The sequence below is a fragment of the Providencia sp. PROV119 genome, from assembly GCF_028482435.1.
GTDB classification, from domain to species: Bacteria; Pseudomonadota; Gammaproteobacteria; order Enterobacterales; family Enterobacteriaceae; genus Providencia; species Providencia stuartii.
Genome location: NZ_JAMPQL010000014.1, coordinates 1 through 16,667, shown reverse-complemented (window position 1 = coordinate 16,667; position 16,667 = coordinate 1). Strand labels below are relative to the sequence as shown.

The window sequence follows — 16,667 nt, the reverse complement described above, 5'->3', positions numbered from 1 at the left end:
TTTGAATTATAAACAGGCATAATAGAAATGACAGAACCATCAAAAGAAACTATTGATTTTGGTTTCCGTACCGTAGGCAAAGAAGATAAAGTTGGCCTTGTGGCTAATGTTTTTCACTCTGTAGCATCAAAATATGACTTGATGAATGATTTAATGTCTTTCGGCATTCATCGTGTCTGGAAACGTTTTACGATAGAAGCCAGTGGTGTACGTCGTAACCAACGTGTTTTAGATCTTGCTGGTGGTACTGGTGATTTAACCGCGAAGTTTTCTCGTCTTGTCGGTGAAAAAGGTGAGGTGATCCTCGCTGATATTAACGACTCTATGTTAAAAATGGGACGTGAAAAATTACGTGATCTTGGTATTGTTGGTAATGTTAGCTATGTTCAAGCCAACGCAGAAGAACTGCCATTCCCTGATAACTATTTTGATTGTATCACCATCTCTTTTGGGCTACGTAATGTGACCGATAAAGACAAAGCTTTACGCTCAATGTTCAGAGTGTTAAAGCCAGGTGGTCGTCTGCTAGTACTTGAATTCTCTAAGCCTGTTATTGAGCCGCTTAATAAGGCTTATGACGCGTATTCATTCCATGTTCTACCTCGTATTGGTCAAGCTGTGGTTGGGGATCCTGATAGCTATCGTTATCTTGCAGAATCTATCCGTATGCACCCAGACCAAGAAACACTGAAATCAATGATGGAAAATGCAGGCTTTGAACAAGTCTCCTATACCAATATGACAGGTGGTATTGTCGCATTGCATAAAGGGTTTAAATTCTAAGATGGAAGCCACATCAGCACAGGCTGAAAGCCAAAATACAGTGTTATATTCTTTAATGACGGCATTCATGGAAACATGTTTGAATCATATGTTATTTAAAGAATCGGTCTTAAAACCCGCTAGAGCACGCTTAGCGGGTAAAGTCATGTCTATCGATTTGAAAGAGCTGAATAAAACATTGACGTTGATTTTCAGTGATAACCATGTCGATGTTTTAAGCCAATGGCATGAGCCTGCTGATTGTACAATCAAAACATCCCTCTTTACGCTAATTAAGCTAAAAGACAAACAACAGTTATCACAGCTAATCAATAGTGGTGAAATTGTTATTGAAGGTGATATGCAGGTTGTACAGCATTGGTCGTCATTATTAGATATGGCAATTTGGGATCCTGCACACTATCTATCCCCTTACTTAGGCGATGTCGCGGCACAAGGTATTAGCCAAGTACTACGCAAGGGCGCGAGTTTAGCTTCACATTTAGCATGCAGGCAAAAAAACTATATCAAAGACACACTGCTTGAAGAGTGGAAAATGGCTCCAAACCCACTCGAACTGGCTTATTTTAGTGATGAAGTAGAACAAGTTTCTGATTCACTAAGTGAGCTAGAAAAACGATTGAGCCAGTTGGAGGAGTATAATGACGCCCGGTGAAATAAAACGTCTCTACTTTATTATTCGGGTATTCCTTTCGTATGGTTTGGATGAGCTCATCCCAAAAGTAAAGCTGACGTTACCACTGCGTATTGGTCGTTTTGGTTTCTTTTGGATTAAAAACCAGCATAAGGGCAAAGAGCTTGGTGAGCGTTTACGTTTAGCTTTACAAGAATTGGGGCCTGTCTGGATCAAGTTTGGGCAGATGCTATCTACCCGACGCGATCTGTTTCCACCCGCTATCGCTGACCAACTCTCTTTGCTGCAAGATAAGGTCGCTAGCTTTGACGGCAAACTGGCTCGTCGTTACATTGAAGAATCATTAGGCGGCCCACTCGAACAGTGGTTTGATGATTTCGATGAAAAGGCACTAGCGTCAGCTTCGATTGCTCAAGTACATACCGCAAAACTCAAAGAAAATGGTAAGGAAGTCGTTTTAAAAGTTATCCGTCCTGATATCCTGCCGGTTATCAAAGCGGATGTAAAACTCATGTATCGTATCGCTAATTGGGTGCCTTTACTGCCTGATGGTCGCCGTCTACGCCCTAAAGAAGTGGTTCGTGAATATGAAAAAACCTTGATCGATGAGCTAAATCTCTTACGTGAATCGGCTAATGCTATTCAGCTTCGTCGTAATTTTGAGAATAGCTCAATGCTATATGTACCGGAGGTTTATGCCGATTATTGTCGCGAAAACGTTATGGTCATGGAGCGTATCTATGGTATTCCTGTTTCCGATATTGCGGCTTTAAAAGCGCAAGGGACAAACATGAAAATCTTGGCGGAAAGGGGCGTGAAAGTCTTCTTTACTCAAGTTTTTCGTGACAGCTTTTTCCATGCAGATATGCACCCCGGCAATATTTTTGTCAGCTATGAGCACCCTGAAGATCCGCTGTATATCGGCATCGATTGTGGTATTGTTGGTTCACTGAATAAAGAAGATAAGCGCTATCTTGCAGAGAACTTTATTGCTTTCTTTAATCGTGATTACCGTAAGGTCGCTGAACTGCATGTCGACTCAGGTTGGGTGCCAGCAGATACTAACGTTGAAGATTTTGAGTTTGCTATCAGAACCGTTTGTGAACCTATTTTCGAAAAACCGTTAGCTGAAATTTCATTTGGGCATGTGCTATTAAACTTATTTAATACTGCGCGCCGTTTCAATATGGAAGTGCAGCCCCAACTTGTACTGCTACAGAAAACCTTACTCTATATTGAAGGCTTAGGCCGTCAGCTTTATCCTCAATTGGATCTATGGAAAACGGCGAAACCATTTTTAGAAGATTGGGTACACAGTCAAGTCGGTATTCCTGCAATTACCCAAGCGTTAAAAGAGAAAGCCCCTTACTGGGCCGAGAAAATGCCTGAAATTCCAGACTTAATTTATGGTGCTTTGCGTCAACATAAGTTCTTACAGTCCAATATCGAACAATTGTCAGAACAATTAAAACAGCAACGTAATAAACAGCGTAAGTCTCAATACCTATTAGGAATTGGTGCAACACTGATTCTTTGCGGGAGTTTATTCTTTATTTCCGCTTCAAATAGAATGGCTATAGCATTTATGTCTGCTGGCGCGTTATCATGGATTATAGGCTGGTATAAATCGGGGAAAAGTTAAGTAAACCTTGTTTTGCGACAAGTTTATAAGCCTGTGAATATTTCCGTATTGTGAGCAGGTTGTATATAATGGGATAAATAACTATTGATCCCACTTTTACAGAGGTATAAACAATGGAATCAACTATTGCAACGGCCGCTTTTGGTAGCCCTTGGCAACTTATTATTATTGCTCTACTTATTATTTTAATTTTCGGCACCAAAAAATTACGTTCTCTGGGGTCGGATTTAGGTGAATCATTGAAAGGCTTTAAAAAAGCGATGAACGATGATGAAGCTGCTAAGGCTGCAAAAGAAGAGCAAGAAAAACAAGATGCTGACTTTGCACCTAAAAATATTACAGAACAGCAACAGGCTGCTGACAAGAAAGACAGCCCAGTTGAGAGCAAAAATAAAGAGCAGGGTTAAACCGTGTTTGACATAGGTTTCAGTGAACTGCTGCTTGTTGCAGTTATTGGTCTTGTCGTCTTAGGCCCTGAGCGCCTACCAGTAGCAGTGAGAACTGTTGCTGGTTGGATCCGTGCGATGCGTTCATTAGCCTCCAATGTGCAAAATGAATTGTCACAAGAACTCAAATTGCAAGAGTTACAAGACACGTTGAAAAAAGTTCAGGAAAAAGCGGGTATGGAAACGCTTTCCCCTGAACTGAAACAATCTATGGATGAGCTTCGCCAAGCTGCACAATCATTAAAAACAGGATATCACTCGACAACAGAGAGCGTTGCAAGTGAGCTACAAAAAGCAAAAGAGTTAACTGATAACTACGACAATGCAGTTAAAGATGCTCAAAATAAAGCTTCGCAACCACCAGAGTCTGAATCGGATCCTGATCCTGAATATGCAGCAAAAATGGCAGCTGTCGTCGATGAGCCGACAAAGCCATCGCTAAACAATGACAGCGACCAGCAAAATGGCGTTACAGAGAAAAAAAATCCTAATCAGACAGAAAGCGAAAAATAGAACATGGCTGTAAATGATACACAACCACTTATTAGCCACCTCATTGAACTCAGGAAGCGGCTGTTAAACTGTTTGATTACGGTTTTGATTGTGTTCGCTGCCTTAGCTTACTTTTCAAATGATATATATCGGCTAGTCGCCGCACCTTTGATTGATAAGCTTCCTGTTGGTTCTCAAATGAGTGCGACAGATGTGGCATCAACCTTTTTCACTCCAATTAAACTGACCATGATGGTATCGGTATTTATTTCGATACCGGTGATCCTATACCAAATTTGGGCCTTTATTGCGCCAGCGTTATATAAGCACGAACGTCGGCTGATGCTGCCTTTATTGGTCTCCAGTAGCTTCCTTTTCTATTTAGGGATGGCTTTTGCTTACTTTGTTGTCTTCCCATTAGCCTTTGGTTTCTTTGTCAAAACAACACCGGATAGCGTCAATTTCATTCCTGATATTAGTAAATATCTCAGTTTTGTAATGACCTTATTTATGGCATTTGGTGCGGCCTTTGAAGTACCGATTGCTATTATTCTGTTGTGTTGGACCGGCGTCACAACCCCTGAATCACTAAAACGCAAACGGCCTTATATTTTAGTCGGTGCATTTATTGTGGGGATGTTTTTAACACCACCAGATGTACTTTCTCAAACGTTACTTGCCGTGCCAATGTATCTGTTGTTTGAGCTTGGTGTGCTTTTATCTAACTTTTATGTGGGTAAAGGTCGGCGAGATCGGGAAAATAATGAAGAAGACGATGAAGAGAAAGAAGAGCCTTAATTTATCGTTATTCAGTCTATAAAAACTCGATTTATAACTGCACTCAACAGGTTGGTAGCCAACCCAATTAAGGTGCAGTTTTTTTATGTGGGTTAAGATAGTTTTTTAAACTGAGTATTATCGAGTACTTTAGACACATTTTTATTTAAAATATTCAGTAATAAGATTGAGCGTGATTCACCATTAGGCTCATCATAAATTGCCTGAATACCTGCAAAAATGCCTTCGGTAATCAAGACATTATCACCATGAGTTGGCGTTTCGGGATCGACGAGATGCCCAAGGGGCGCTTGTTGCAAAAGTTCGATGATTTCGTCTGGTACAATGGCGGGGTGTAGGCCAAAACGGACAAAATGGCTGACACCGCGAGTGGATTGTATTGTAGTGGTATGGATTTCGTTATGATCGAACTTCACGAACAGATAATTAGGGAATAGCGGCTCTTGTACTTTTGTTCGCTTTCCTCTAACCACTTTTTCTATTTCTGTCATGGGAGTCATGCAGATCACATTTTGCCTATTTAGGTGCTCTATGGCCCTATCAATTTGGCCACGTTTACAATATAGCAGATGCCATTTTTCCATTTCTTAAACCCAATACAACAAAATTATGCTCATCATAACAAATTAAAGTATAAAAATGTGACTAATCGACAAAGTAAGAATAGCATTTAGAATCAGAAATATATACTAACTAAAAATCAATAAATTATAGTTAGTGATAATGTAATAACAGGTTATCTAGGAGACAGCATGGAAATTTTTTTATTGAGTAACGGTAAGCTTCCAAACAATCCAGTATGGCTAAGTTATGCCTTACCTCGTATCCATGAAATGATCGCACGTAGGAACATTAAATCAGCGGTATTGGTGCCTTATGCGATATTACGGGATCCTCATGATGAGCGAGCAGAGCAATTAAGCGAAGCTTTAGGTATTAAAGTTACGTCAATTGAACATTTTTCCAGCCCTGTCGAAGCGATTGAACAAGCAGAATGTATCCTTGTAAGTGGGGGCAATACATGGTGGTTAAATAAATGCCTGCATGAAAATGGGTTGATTGTTGCTATCCAGCGCGCGGTTAAAGAGCGTGATGTTCCCTATATTGGTTGGAGTGCGGGTTGTAATGTGGCTACACCAAGTATTCGTACGACCAATGATATGCCTGTGAGTAATGCGGTGATTATGCCGTCTTTGGGGTTGTTTCCCGTACAGATAAATCCCCACTATATCGATTCTCATATCTCAGGTCATATGGGGGAAACACGAGATGAGCGATTACAAGAGTTTTGTGTCATCAACCCTCATGAAGTCGTGGTTGCGCTGAGAGAAGGTAGTGGATTACAGATTAAAGGCAACACATTGACTTATTTCAGTGGTAAAAATGAAGGTTTTAAACTCTTTCAGCACAACCAATCATTTCCTGAACAGTTTGATACTTTATCATTAAAAGCATTGGTTCCATTCGATTGCCAGTAAAATAAGATGTTTTTGACTATAACCATATTGATTATGAATAGTTTTTATGGGTAACTTGTAACCTTGGCCGGACGTCTTATAATGAGACTCCCTCTGTAATAGTAAAAGATGACAATGAAATACCGTGACCTAAGAGACTTCATTGCCCAGCTTGAAAAGCAAGGCGAACTAAAACGTATTACGATGGAAGTCGACCCTTACCTCGAAATGACGGAAATAGCTGATCGCACGCTTAGAGCAGGGGGCCCTGCCTTATTATTTGAAAACCCTAAAGGCTATGATATGCCCGTTTTGTGCAACCTATTTGGCACAACCAAACGTGTTGCGATGGGAATGGGGCAGGAAGATATCAAGGCACTACACGATGTTGGTAAGCTGCTTGCTTTTCTAAAAGAGCCGGATCCACCGAAAGGTTTTCGTGACCTGTTTGATAAATTACCTAAGTTCAAACAGGTACTCAACATGCCAGCAAAACGGCTAAGCTCAGCCCCTTGCCAAGAGCAAATTTGGGCGGGGGATGACGTCGATTTAACCAAAATCCCTGTTATGCACTGCTGGCCTGAAGATGCTGCGCCGCTGATTACATGGGGATTAACGGTAACAAGAGGCCCTAATAAAGAGCGTCAAAACTTGGGTATTTACCGCCAACAGGTGTTGGGGAAAAATAAAGTGATCATGCGTTGGCTCTCTCACCGCGGTGGTGCGCTGGATTTTCAAGAGTGGTGCCAACAGCATCCGGGTGAAAAATTCCCTGTCGCAGTAGCGCTTGGTGCGGATCCTGCAACTATCCTAGGTGCGGTGACTCCAGTTCCTGATACGCTGTCTGAATATGCGTTCGCCGGTTTATTACGTGGTAATAAAACGGAAGTCGTTAAATGTATCTCGAATGATCTTGAAGTACCTGCGGGCGCTGAGATTATCTTAGAAGGCTACATTGAACCTGGTGAGCTCGCGCCGGAAGGGCCTTATGGTGATCATACTGGTTATTATAATGAGATAGATAGTTTCCCTGTCTTTACGGTAACCCATGTTACTCAACGCCGTGATGCGATTTACCATTCTACCTATACAGGCCGGCCACCCGATGAGCCTGCCGTACTGGGTGAAGCCCTAAATGAAGTCCTAGTACCTATTTTACAAAAGCAGTTTCCAGAAATCGTCGATTTTTACCTTCCTCCAGAAGGGTGCTCATATCGTCTTGCTGTTGTTACGATGAAAAAACAATACGCAGGCCATGCAAAACGCGTCATGATGGGTGTTTGGTCTTACCTCCGTCAATTTATGTACACAAAATTTGTTATTGTGTGTGACGATGATATCAATGCGCGTGACTGGAAAGATGTGATCTGGGCGATAACCACTCGTATGGATCCTGCTCGCGATACTGTTATGATGGAAAATACACCTATCGATTATCTTGATTTTGCATCACCAGTCTCTGGTCTAGGGTCAAAAATGGGGCTAGATGCAACAAATAAATGGCCCGGTGAGACAAACAGGGAATGGGGTAGGCCAATTGTTATGGATGAACAAGTGAAGTCGCGAATTGATGATATTTGGGATCAATTGAATATTTTTGAAAAATAAGAGGGGAGCCATGGCAACTTTGAGCTGTAAAGTCACATCTGTTGAGTCCATAACTGACACAGTATATCGGGTTATTTTGTTGCCGGATGGTCCTTTTCATTTTAAAGCAGGTCAGTACCTTATGGTGATCATGGATGAGCGTGATAAGCGCCCATTCTCAATGGCATCTACACCTGCTAATAACGAAACAATTGAATTACATATTGGCGCTTCAGAAATCAATCTTTATGCCATGGCGGTGATGGATCGAATTTTAGATCAACGCCGCATCGATATTGATATCCCACATGGCAAGGCATGGTTTAGAGAAAATAGCCAAAACCCAATGATCTTAGTTGCAGGGGGCATGGGGTTTTCTTACACGCATTCGATCCTACTCGCGGCTCTCATGGAAAACCCTTCTAGGGATATTACCTTCTACTGGGGGGGGCGTCAGCTAGAGCACCTTTACGACTTAGGAGAGCTGCAAGCGCTTAGTGAACGTTATCCTAATCTAAAAGTGATACCTATCGTTGAACAACCGGATGAACAATGGAGAGGGCGCTCAGGAACGGTTTTAAGTGGGGTATTGGAAGATTTTGGTGATTTGTCCTCCTATGATATTTACATAGCAGGGCGTTTTGAAATGGCAAAAATCGCCAGAGAACGTTTTTGTGCAGAGCGTAATGCAAAGCCTGAACAATTATTTGGTGATGCCTACGAGTTTATTTAAATGATAATTTACTGAATATTTGAATCGATGGCCTGTGGCATGATTGAGCGTATATGTGCCACTTTCCTCGTTGGTGATGACATTGATTGGTTGTTTTAGACAGTAATTTGTCAGTTAAACTTTGCCCAAATGGATAAACCAAGTGGCAAAAAAGAAAAAGCCCGCCCCTGACTAGGCGGGAATGTTGACAACATACAACAACACTACGGCAACTCGTGGCTATACCCTTTATATTTCAATTGGCGCAGGTTTAGCTGTTTGGCATTGCTCAGATAATACCGTTTTTGAGCTTATCCTTTTGGCAAACATGCGCTTGAACGACTTAGGGTATAGACACACTATACACGCTCAATGATCGTGGCAATGCCTTGCCCAAATCCGATACACATTGTTGCTAGGCCAAATTGTTTATCCTTCAGCTCTAACTGATTGAGCAATGCCGTTGTAATCCTTGCCCCAGAACAACCCAGAGGGTGGCCCAATGCAATAGCACCGCCATTAAGGTTGACTTTTTCATCAATAAGGCTTTCTGGCAGTTTCAGCCCTTTTAAGCAGGCAATGGATTGAGCGGCAAATGCTTCATTTAATTCAATAATATCGATATCCGCTAATGATAACCCCGCGCGTTTTAGCGCTAGCTCTGTAGCAGGAACTGGCCCAAAGCCCATGATTGAAGGATCACAGCCAACAACGGCCATTGAGCGAACTTTGGCACGTGGCTTGAGCCCTCGTTCTTTAGCGTAGCTTTCGCCTGTGATGAGCATTGCTGACGCCCCATCTGAAAGGGCAGAAGAGTTACCTGCCGTGACGGTACCACTTACGGGGTCAAAGGCGGGGCGCAATGATGCTAGGCTTTCGAGGCTTGCATCAAAACGGATAACTTCATCATAATCCACGGCAAAGAGATTGCCTTGGCTGTCATGCCCAGCTACGGGCGCTATTTCATGTTTAAATTGACCATTTTTAGTGGCTTGGGCAGCACGTTGGTGCGATCTAAGGGCAAACGCATCTTGCTCCTCACGGCTAATTTTGTACATTTTAGCCAGCATTTCTGCGGTTAGACCCATTGCACCAGCCGCTTTTGCGACACGTAACGTTAATTTAGGGTTGAAATCAATACCATGTGTCATGGGAACATGACCCATGTGCTCCACACCACCAATTAAGACTGAGTTTGCATCGCCTGTCATAATAAGTCGGCTAGCATCATGCAGAGCTTGCATTGAAGAGCCACACAAACGGTTAACTGTGACCGCAGGAACTGTATGTGGGATATCAGTCAGTAACGCAGCGTTTTTAGCGATATTGAACCCTTGTTCAAGGGTCTGTTGCACACAGCCCCAAATAATATCATTGAGTTCTTTTTTGCTTGCGTTAGGGTTGCGTTCAAAAATCACATTCATCAGGTGTGCTGAGAGGTCTTCCGCTCGGACATGGCGAAATACACCGCCCTTTGAACGCCCCATTGGTGTACGTATTCCATCGATAATAACGACATTTTCCATACTATTAGCCTCTCGCAACTTTTTTAATATCAATTGCCACTACAGGTGGCTTCGCATAATAACTGGAATTGGCCTGAGATTTTTCTTTGAGACCCGCAGGAATTTGATACAGAGGGCTTAACTGAGCATAGGCCTCCGCTGTCTTAGCATAAGATTGTGTGCCAACGGTATCTAAGTAGCGGAAGACGCCTCCTCGGAAAGGAGGGAACCCAAGGCCGTAAACTAAAGCGATGTCTGCATCGGCAGGGCTTTGAATGATGCCCTCTTCTAAGCAACGAACGACCTCATTGATCATCGGGATCATCATACGTGCAATGATCTCTTCTTTTGTAAATGAGCGCTTGCCTTGGCTGATTGAGGCGAGTAATGCATCTGTGGCGGGGTCATCAACTTTCTTTGGCTTTCCTTTTTTATCTTTTTCATATTGATAAAAGCCTTTACCATTTTTTTGCCCAAACCGTTTTTCTTCAAACATAACATCAATAGCATTTTTGCCTGTTTTACTCATGCGCTCAGGGAACCCTAGTGCCATTACATGCTCTGCATGGGATGCGGTATCAATACCAACTACATCAAGAAGATATGCAGGTCCCATCGGCCAGCCAAATTCTTTTTCCATGACTTTATCGATTTCTCTGAAATCTGCACCATCTTGTAGCAGTAAGTTAAAACCTGCAAAGTAAGGGAAAAGAACCCTATTGACGAAGAAACCAGGGCAGTCATTAACGACAATGGGGGTTTTACCCATTTTGTTGGCGTAAGCGACGACTTTGGCGATGGTATCCTCTGAGGTTTTTTGACCACGAATAACCTCAACAAGCGGCATGCGATGCACAGGGTTGAAGAAGTGCATACCACAAAAATTTTCGGGGCGTTTTAACGACTTCGCTAGCTCAGTAATCGGTATGGTCGACGTATTAGACGCTAAAATTGTTTCTGGGCTAACTAATGCTTCAACTTCCGTCAGCACAGCGGCTTTAATTTTGGGGTTTTCAACGACCGCTTCCACGATCACTTGTGAATTTTCGATACCCGCGTAAGAAAGCGAAGGATGAATCGATGCGAGTGTTTTCGCCATTTTTGAGGCATTGATTTTCCCGCGCTCAAATTGACCATTTAATAGTTTATGAGCCTCTTCGATGCCTAAATCTAAAGATTTTTCATTAATATCCTTCATGAGCACAGGAACGCCTTTACTTGCGGACTGGTAGGCTATTCCACCTCCCATAATTCCTGCTCCTAGTACTGCGGCATGTTGAGGGGCTTCAACGTGACGAGAAAGCTGTTTGCTTGTTGATTTAACTTGCTGATCATTTAAGAAAATACTAACTAATGAGCGAGCAACATCGCTATGAGCAAGTGGAACAAAAGCTGCTGTTTCATGTTTTAGGGCTTCAGTACGAGCACAGTTGGCTGCTTTTTCAATGGTATTGACTGCCGTCATAGGGGCGGGATAGTGTTTTCCTGCAATCTTATACACCATACCTTTTGCAACATTAAAGCTCATGTTTTGTTCAATAGGGCTAAGTTGTAATGGTTGTAACTTAGGTTGACGTCTTTGCTGCCAATTAATCGCTCCTGCGATTGCTGATTCAATGAGGGCAAGGGCTGATTCTACAAGTTTGTCCGTCTCAACAACGGCATCAACCAAGCCGAATTTGAGTGATTCTGCGGCACTAATGTCTTTGCCTGCGGTAATAATTTCTAGGGCGCTATCTAAACCGATTAATCGAGGTAAACGAACAGAGCCGCCAAAGCCCGGCATAATACCGAGTTTCGTTTCAGGTAACCCAATACGCGCATCTGGAGTCGCAATACGTAAGTCAGTAGAAAGAATACATTCACAGCCTCCACCTAGCGCATACCCATTAATGGCGCTAAGAGTAGGAACAGGTAAGTCTTCGATACGATTAAAAATACCATTTGCGTAGCCTAACCACTCGCTTAGGGTCTCTGCTGGTGCTTCAAAAAGTGAAAGAAACTCTTTGATATCTGCCCCAACAATAAATGCAGGCTTGTCAGATCTTAGAATAACGCCTAATAGGCCTGATTGCTGTTCAAGTACAGCAACTGCTTCATCAAGTGAAGCAACGGTATGAGTATCCAATTTATTTATTGGCCCAGGCGAGTTAAAAACGAGTTCTGCAATACCTGTTTTCAACCATTGAACATAGATTGTTTCACTTTGATAAAGCATGCCGTTCTCCTTATGATGATTTTATCATCTGGTACGACCAGATAGAGTTGAGTGTGACTAGAATGTTAAGGGAATGCAAATAATTGATAACAAAACTGGAACGTTGATCACAGCAAATAAGTGAAATATAGGAGAGGGAAAATAGTATTCTATTTAATAATCAGTTGATTAAGTGGATTTCCCCTCAGATTGCATACCAGTCAATTCAAGAACGTGCTAAGCTTGGATTTTCTAATAAAACTGAAAGGTTGAATGAAATGGAAAAACTGACTGCACTCTACGCTGACCATATTAAAACTTTGCAAACAACAACTCAGCAGGTCTTACAACGCAGCAAGCTAGACGCCATACTGATTCATTCGGGTGAACCTCAACGTATTTTTCTTGATGACAGCGACTATCCTTTCAAAGTGAATCCTCACTTTAAAGCATGGGTGCCTGTCACCGATGTTCCACATTCTTGGTTATTAGTGGATGGTGTGAATAAACCTAAACTTTGGTTCTATTCTCCCGTTGATTATTGGCACAGCGTTGAGCCATTACCAAATAGCTTTTGGACCAAAGAAGTTGAGCTTATTCATTTAAAAAATGCAGATGATATTAGTGAGTTTTTAGCGAATATACCTAAAGAAAATATTGCCTATATTGGTTCTGCTAAAGCTAGAGCGGAATCACTGGGTATTCGCCTACAAAATATTAACCCAAAACCTGTCGTTGATTTCTATCATTTCCATCGTTCTTATAAAACAGATTATGAAATGTATTGCATGCGTGAAGCGCAAAAAATGGCGGTAAATGGTCATTTATCGGCATTCGAGGCTTTCCAAGCAGGCATGAGTGAGTTTGATATCAACATCAGTTACTTACAAGCGACAGGGCATCGCGATACAGATGTGCCTTATGGAAATATTGTTGCACTCAATGAAAATGCAGCCGTATTGCATTACACTAAATTACAGCAACAAGCACCGAATGAAATAAGAAGCTTTCTGATTGATGCAGGGGCTGAGTATAACGGCTATGCTGCTGATATAACTCGTACTTATGCCGCAAAAGGCAAAAGTGAGTTTGCTGCTCTTGTTGCCGATATGAATAAAGAACAGTTGGCCTTGATTGATACCATCAAAGCAGGTGTACGCTATACCGATTACCATGTCGATATGCACCATCGAATTGCTAAACTATTGAAAAAACACTCAATCATTAAGGGAATTAGCGAAGAAACTATGGTGGAGCAAGGGCTAACCACGCCATTCCTACCCCATGGGTTAGGCCATCCTCTAGGTTTACAAGTTCATGATGCTGCTGGTTTTATGCAGGATGAAGATGGAACACTGCTTGCTGCACCGAAAATGTATCCTTTCCTTCGCTGCACTCGCGTACTGGAACCAAGAATGGTGCTGACTATTGAACCCGGCCTTTATTTTATCGAATCGTTACTGTCATCTTGGCGCGCAGGCGAATTTGCTCAACACTTTAATTGGGAAAAAATTGAGCAGTTCAAACCTTATGGGGGTATTCGTATTGAAGATAACATCATCATTCATCATAATCGGATTGAAAATATGACGCGAGATTTGCAACTACCGTAATGAAACCTTATTTAATACCGGCTGAATCTATCTGTTATACAGAAGAAATTAAAAAAAGCCGTTTTATTACCTATCTTGCACATACAGAAGGTATTGATGCCGCAAAGGAGTATATTCAATCCATTAAAGCTCAATACCCAGATGCTCGGCACCATTGCTGGGCATTTGTTGCAGGACGCCCGGATGATTCTCAGCAGTTAGGTTTTTCCGACGATGGTGAGCCAACAGGAACGGCCGGAAAGCCAATAATGGCACAATTGCTCGGCAGCAATCTTGGGGAGATCACCTGTGTTGTTGTACGTTATTTTGGTGGTATCAAACTAGGGACAGGCGGTTTAGTTAAAGCTTATGGTAATGGTGCTCAGCAAGCACTTAAGTTATTACCAACACAAACAAAAGTACCGCAAAAATTTTTCCAGCTAGTTTGTGATTATGCATTTATTAATACGGTTGAGCAGCTAGTTACGCAGGTCAACGGGATGATTTTACACAGTGAATATAACGAATCTGTTTCCCTACGAATTGCAATTCCTGCTACCTTAGAGCAAGAAGTCAATGATAAATTACGCGATATGAGTCGCGGGGCTTTAGAACTCATACCTGAATCTGAATAGTCAATTGGTTAGCAAGGAACCTGCCGAATGCATTTTCGTGCAATAACCCGTATTGTCGGGCTACTCGTTATTATCTTCTCTTTTACCATGGTTGTGCCGGGTATTGTTGCGCTTATTTATCGTGATGGAGCAGGTCGAGCATTTAGTCAAACGTTTGTTACGGCTTTAGTGCTCGGATTACTGTTATGGATCCCAACGCGCAACAGCAAGCATGAACTTAAAGCAAAAGAAGGGTTTCTTATTGTCGTCTTGTTTTGGACCGTGCTAGGAAGTGTGGGGGCATTACCTTTTATCTTTTCTGAAAAGCCAAACCTTTCCATAACCGATGCTTTTTTTGAATCCTTTTCTGGGTTAACCACAACAGGAGCGACAACGTTAACTGGGCTCGATACGCTCCCGAAAGCCATCTTATTTTATAGGCAAATGCTACAGTGGTTAGGTGGGATGGGGATCATCGTACTTGCTGTGGCGATCCTGCCATTACTCGGTGTTGGGGGAATGCAGCTTTACCGTGCTGAAATGCCTGGGCCGCTTAAAGATAATAAAATGCGACCGCGTATTGCAGAAACGGCAAAAACCCTTTGGCTCATCTATGTATTGCTGACGATTGTATGTGCGATTGCGCTGTGGATAGCAGGTATGGATGTGTTTGATGCCATCTCTCATAGTTTTTCTACAATAGCGATTGGTGGTTTTTCAACGCATGACGCGAGTGTGGGGTATTTCAATAGCCCAGCGATAAATACCATTATTGCGGTTTTCTTAATTATCTCAGGTTGTAATTTTGGTCTGCACTTTGCCGTGCTTACTGGGCGTAGCTTAGGTATCTATTGGCGCGATCCTGAATTTAAAACATTCATTAGCTTCCAGTTAGCCCTCGTCATTATCTGTACACTGGTTTTACTTTATCACTCAGTGTATGGCTCTTTTGGGCAAACATTAGATCAGGCATTTTTCCAAGTTGTCTCAATGGCAACAACTGCAGGTTTTACAACAGATAGTTTTGCCGGATGGCCTTTGTTCCTGCCGATGCTTCTTCTATGTGCCGCATTTGTTGGCGGTTGTGCTGGTTCAACAGGAGGCGGATTAAAAGTTATCCGTATCTTGCTATTGTTTTTGCAAGGATCTCGGGAATTAAAAAGGCTTGTTCACCCAAATGCCGTTTACACCATAAAGTTAGGGCAAAGAGCTTTACCTGAAAGGATCATCGAAGCGGTATGGGGCTTCTTTTCAGCATATGCGCTCGTTTTTATCGTCAGTTTACTTCTATTAATTGCAACGGGTGTCGATGAATTTTCTGCTTTTTCAGCTATCGCAACAACGTTAAATAACCTAGGGCCAGGCCTTGGCACTGTCGCTGATAACTTTACATCGATGAACCCAGCAGGGAAATGGATACTGGTAGTGACTATGCTGTTCGGTCGTCTTGAAGTCTTTACATTATTAGTGTTATTCACGCCAACCTTCTGGCGCGATTAATAAGATAGGATCAAGAATGAGTTACTTACTTTTGCATTCGAGCACAGATGGACAAACTAAAAAAATTGTTTTGAAAATGGCGGAGCAACTACGAAGTGTAGGGCGCCAATGTGATATTCGAGATTTAAATAGCGAAAAAAATATCAATATTACATCGTATGAAAAGGTGTTAGTTGGAGCGTCTATTCGTTATGGTCACTTCAATAAAGCACTGATGCGGTTCGCAACGATTCATCAAAGCCAATTAAATACAATGAAAACCGCTTTCTTTGGTGTGAACTTAACTGCGCGCAAAGAAGGCAAAGATACTCCTGAAACGAATGCCTATACGCGCAAGTTTCTGGAGAAAAGCCCTTGGCAACCAACACTAAGCTCAGTATTTGCTGGCGCATTGTTCTATCCACGTTATGGTTGGTTCGATAAGACGATGATTCGACTTATTATGAAAATGACAGATGGGCCAACCGACCCAAATACAGAGATAGAATATACGAACTGGGAAAAAGTGAGCAAGTTTACACAGGAATTTGACTGTTTATAGCTCATATCTTTAACGATAAGTGGTGTTTTTAAACGATTTGTTTAATGTTTCATCGGTTGAATTAAAAAGTTTAAAAAACACTTGCTAGAATTTTCTGACTCCCTATAATGCGCATCCGTTGTCACGACAAACCGCTTCGGTGGTCAGGTTAGAAAAGAAACCAGTGA

Annotated in this window: 16 protein-coding genes; 13 read left to right on the top strand and 3 right to left on the bottom strand. The window is 42.1% G+C overall.

Annotation, left to right across the window (positions count from 1 at the left end; genetic code table 11):
* Positions 1-27: 27 nt before the first annotated feature.
* The 6 genes from ubiE (at position 28) to tatC (ending at position 4,795) form a co-directional block, all read left to right on the top strand.
* Positions 28-783 (top strand): bifunctional demethylmenaquinone methyltransferase/2-methoxy-6-polyprenyl-1,4-benzoquinol methylase UbiE, encoded by a 756-nt coding sequence (gene ubiE / locus PSF11_RS13010; protein ID WP_004924710.1) that lies wholly within the window; start codon positions 28-30, stop codon positions 781-783.
* A gap of 1 nt (position 784) precedes the next feature.
* Positions 785-1,438 carry a ubiquinone biosynthesis accessory factor UbiJ gene (locus PSF11_RS13005; protein WP_004924712.1) on the top strand — a complete coding sequence of 218 codons (654 nt, stop codon included), beginning with the start codon at positions 785-787 and terminating at the stop codon, positions 1,436-1,438.
* Positions 1,425-3,059: a ubiquinone biosynthesis regulatory protein kinase UbiB gene (gene ubiB, locus PSF11_RS13000; protein ID WP_004924714.1), complete on the top strand. Its 1,635-nt coding sequence runs from the start codon at positions 1,425-1,427 to the stop codon at positions 3,057-3,059. The genes PSF11_RS13005 and ubiB overlap by 14 nt, the downstream gene beginning before the upstream one ends.
* A 113-nt stretch (positions 3,060-3,172) precedes the next feature.
* Positions 3,173-3,466 carry a twin-arginine translocase TatA/TatE family subunit gene (gene tatA, locus PSF11_RS12995; RefSeq protein WP_004924718.1) on the top strand — a complete coding sequence of 98 codons (294 nt, stop codon included), beginning with the start codon at positions 3,173-3,175 and terminating at the stop codon, positions 3,464-3,466.
* Positions 3,467-3,469: 3 nt separating this feature from the next.
* A complete protein-coding gene (tatB, locus tag PSF11_RS12990) occupies positions 3,470-4,018 on the top strand; it encodes a Sec-independent protein translocase protein TatB (RefSeq protein ID WP_014656861.1) in 549 nt (182 codons plus the stop codon).
* A 3-nt stretch (positions 4,019-4,021) separates the two neighbouring features.
* Positions 4,022-4,795: a Sec-independent protein translocase subunit TatC gene (tatC, locus tag PSF11_RS12985; RefSeq protein ID WP_014656860.1), complete on the top strand. Its 774-nt coding sequence runs from the start codon at positions 4,022-4,024 to the stop codon at positions 4,793-4,795.
* Between the two features lie 92 nt (positions 4,796-4,887).
* Here the strand turns inward: tatC and rfaH are convergent, their stop codons facing one another.
* A complete protein-coding gene (gene rfaH / locus PSF11_RS12980) occupies positions 4,888-5,379 on the bottom strand; it encodes a transcription/translation regulatory transformer protein RfaH (RefSeq protein WP_004924724.1) in 492 nt (163 codons plus the stop codon).
* 168 nt (positions 5,380-5,547) lie between these two features.
* Here rfaH and pepE point away from each other — a divergent pair, with 168 nt between their 5' ends.
* From pepE to fre, 3 genes are all read left to right on the top strand, one after another.
* Positions 5,548-6,273 carry a dipeptidase PepE gene (gene pepE, locus PSF11_RS12975; RefSeq protein WP_072502548.1) on the top strand — a complete coding sequence of 242 codons (726 nt, stop codon included), beginning with the start codon at positions 5,548-5,550 and terminating at the stop codon, positions 6,271-6,273.
* Positions 6,274-6,387: 114 nt separating this feature from the next.
* Entirely contained in the window at positions 6,388-7,860 is a 1,473-nt protein-coding gene (gene ubiD / locus PSF11_RS12970; RefSeq protein ID WP_036941968.1) for a 4-hydroxy-3-polyprenylbenzoate decarboxylase, read from the top strand.
* A 10-nt stretch (positions 7,861-7,870) separates the two neighbouring features.
* Positions 7,871-8,572, top strand: a complete 702-nt coding sequence (gene fre, locus PSF11_RS12965; protein ID WP_272682829.1) for an NAD(P)H-flavin reductase — start codon at positions 7,871-7,873, stop codon at positions 8,570-8,572.
* 338 nt (positions 8,573-8,910) lie between these two features.
* On the opposite strand, the gene fadA is transcribed toward fre, so the two are convergent.
* On the bottom strand, positions 8,911-10,077 hold the full coding sequence (fadA, locus tag PSF11_RS12960) for an acetyl-CoA C-acyltransferase FadA (RefSeq protein ID WP_014656857.1): 1,167 nt from the start codon (positions 10,075-10,077) through the stop codon (positions 8,911-8,913).
* Positions 10,078-10,081: 4 nt separating this feature from the next.
* Complete coding sequence (gene fadB, locus PSF11_RS12955) at positions 10,082-12,274, bottom strand: fatty acid oxidation complex subunit alpha FadB (RefSeq protein ID WP_053110157.1); 2,193 nt, start codon at positions 12,272-12,274, stop codon at positions 10,082-10,084.
* A 257-nt stretch (positions 12,275-12,531) separates the two neighbouring features.
* Between fadB and pepQ the strand changes: the two genes are divergently transcribed.
* Genes pepQ through hemG form a run of 4 tightly spaced genes read left to right on the top strand, consistent with a single transcriptional unit; the run spans position 12,532 to position 16,500 of the window.
* Positions 12,532-13,866 carry a Xaa-Pro dipeptidase gene (pepQ, locus tag PSF11_RS12950; protein ID WP_072503006.1) on the top strand — a complete coding sequence of 445 codons (1,335 nt, stop codon included), beginning with the start codon at positions 12,532-12,534 and terminating at the stop codon, positions 13,864-13,866.
* Positions 13,866-14,480, top strand: a complete 615-nt coding sequence (locus PSF11_RS12945) for an IMPACT family protein (protein WP_004924737.1) — start codon at positions 13,866-13,868, stop codon at positions 14,478-14,480. Before pepQ ends, PSF11_RS12945 begins: the two co-directional genes overlap by 1 nt.
* A 27-nt stretch (positions 14,481-14,507) precedes the next feature.
* On the top strand, positions 14,508-15,959 hold the full coding sequence (gene trkH / locus PSF11_RS12940) for a Trk system potassium transporter TrkH (protein WP_004924738.1): 1,452 nt from the start codon (positions 14,508-14,510) through the stop codon (positions 15,957-15,959).
* 16 nt (positions 15,960-15,975) lie between these two features.
* The gene (gene hemG, locus PSF11_RS12935) at positions 15,976-16,500 is read left to right on the top strand and encodes a menaquinone-dependent protoporphyrinogen IX dehydrogenase (RefSeq protein ID WP_060560932.1); all 525 of its coding nucleotides are present in this window, start codon (positions 15,976-15,978) and stop codon (positions 16,498-16,500) included.
* Positions 16,501-16,667: the final 167 nt, after the last annotated feature.

What these genes read in the sequence shown, in the direction of transcription:
- ubiE (WP_004924710.1), top strand. Translation starts at nt 28, where the DNA reads ATGACAGAACCATCAAAAGAAACTATTGATTTTGGTTTCCGTACCGTA.
- PSF11_RS13005 (WP_004924712.1), top strand. Translation starts at nt 785, where the DNA reads ATGGAAGCCACATCAGCACAGGCTGAAAGCCAAAATACAGTGTTATAT.
- ubiB (WP_004924714.1), top strand. Translation starts at nt 1,425, where the DNA reads ATGACGCCCGGTGAAATAAAACGTCTCTACTTTATTATTCGGGTATTC.
- tatA (WP_004924718.1), top strand. Translation starts at nt 3,173, where the DNA reads ATGGAATCAACTATTGCAACGGCCGCTTTTGGTAGCCCTTGGCAACTT.
- tatC (WP_014656860.1), top strand. Translation starts at nt 4,022, where the DNA reads ATGGCTGTAAATGATACACAACCACTTATTAGCCACCTCATTGAACTC.
- rfaH (WP_004924724.1), bottom strand. Translation starts at nt 5,379, where the DNA reads ATGGAAAAATGGCATCTGCTATATTGTAAACGTGGCCAAATTGATAGG.
- pepE (WP_072502548.1), top strand. Translation starts at nt 5,548, where the DNA reads ATGGAAATTTTTTTATTGAGTAACGGTAAGCTTCCAAACAATCCAGTA.
- ubiD (WP_036941968.1), top strand. Translation starts at nt 6,388, where the DNA reads ATGAAATACCGTGACCTAAGAGACTTCATTGCCCAGCTTGAAAAGCAA.
- fre (WP_272682829.1), top strand. Translation starts at nt 7,871, where the DNA reads ATGGCAACTTTGAGCTGTAAAGTCACATCTGTTGAGTCCATAACTGAC.
- fadA (WP_014656857.1), bottom strand. Translation starts at nt 10,077, where the DNA reads ATGGAAAATGTCGTTATTATCGATGGAATACGTACACCAATGGGGCGT.
- fadB (WP_053110157.1), bottom strand. Translation starts at nt 12,274, where the DNA reads ATGCTTTATCAAAGTGAAACAATCTATGTTCAATGGTTGAAAACAGGT.
- pepQ (WP_072503006.1), top strand. Translation starts at nt 12,532, where the DNA reads ATGGAAAAACTGACTGCACTCTACGCTGACCATATTAAAACTTTGCAA.
- PSF11_RS12945 (WP_004924737.1), top strand. Translation starts at nt 13,866, where the DNA reads ATGAAACCTTATTTAATACCGGCTGAATCTATCTGTTATACAGAAGAA.
- trkH (WP_004924738.1), top strand. Translation starts at nt 14,508, where the DNA reads ATGCATTTTCGTGCAATAACCCGTATTGTCGGGCTACTCGTTATTATC.
- hemG (WP_060560932.1), top strand. Translation starts at nt 15,976, where the DNA reads ATGAGTTACTTACTTTTGCATTCGAGCACAGATGGACAAACTAAAAAA.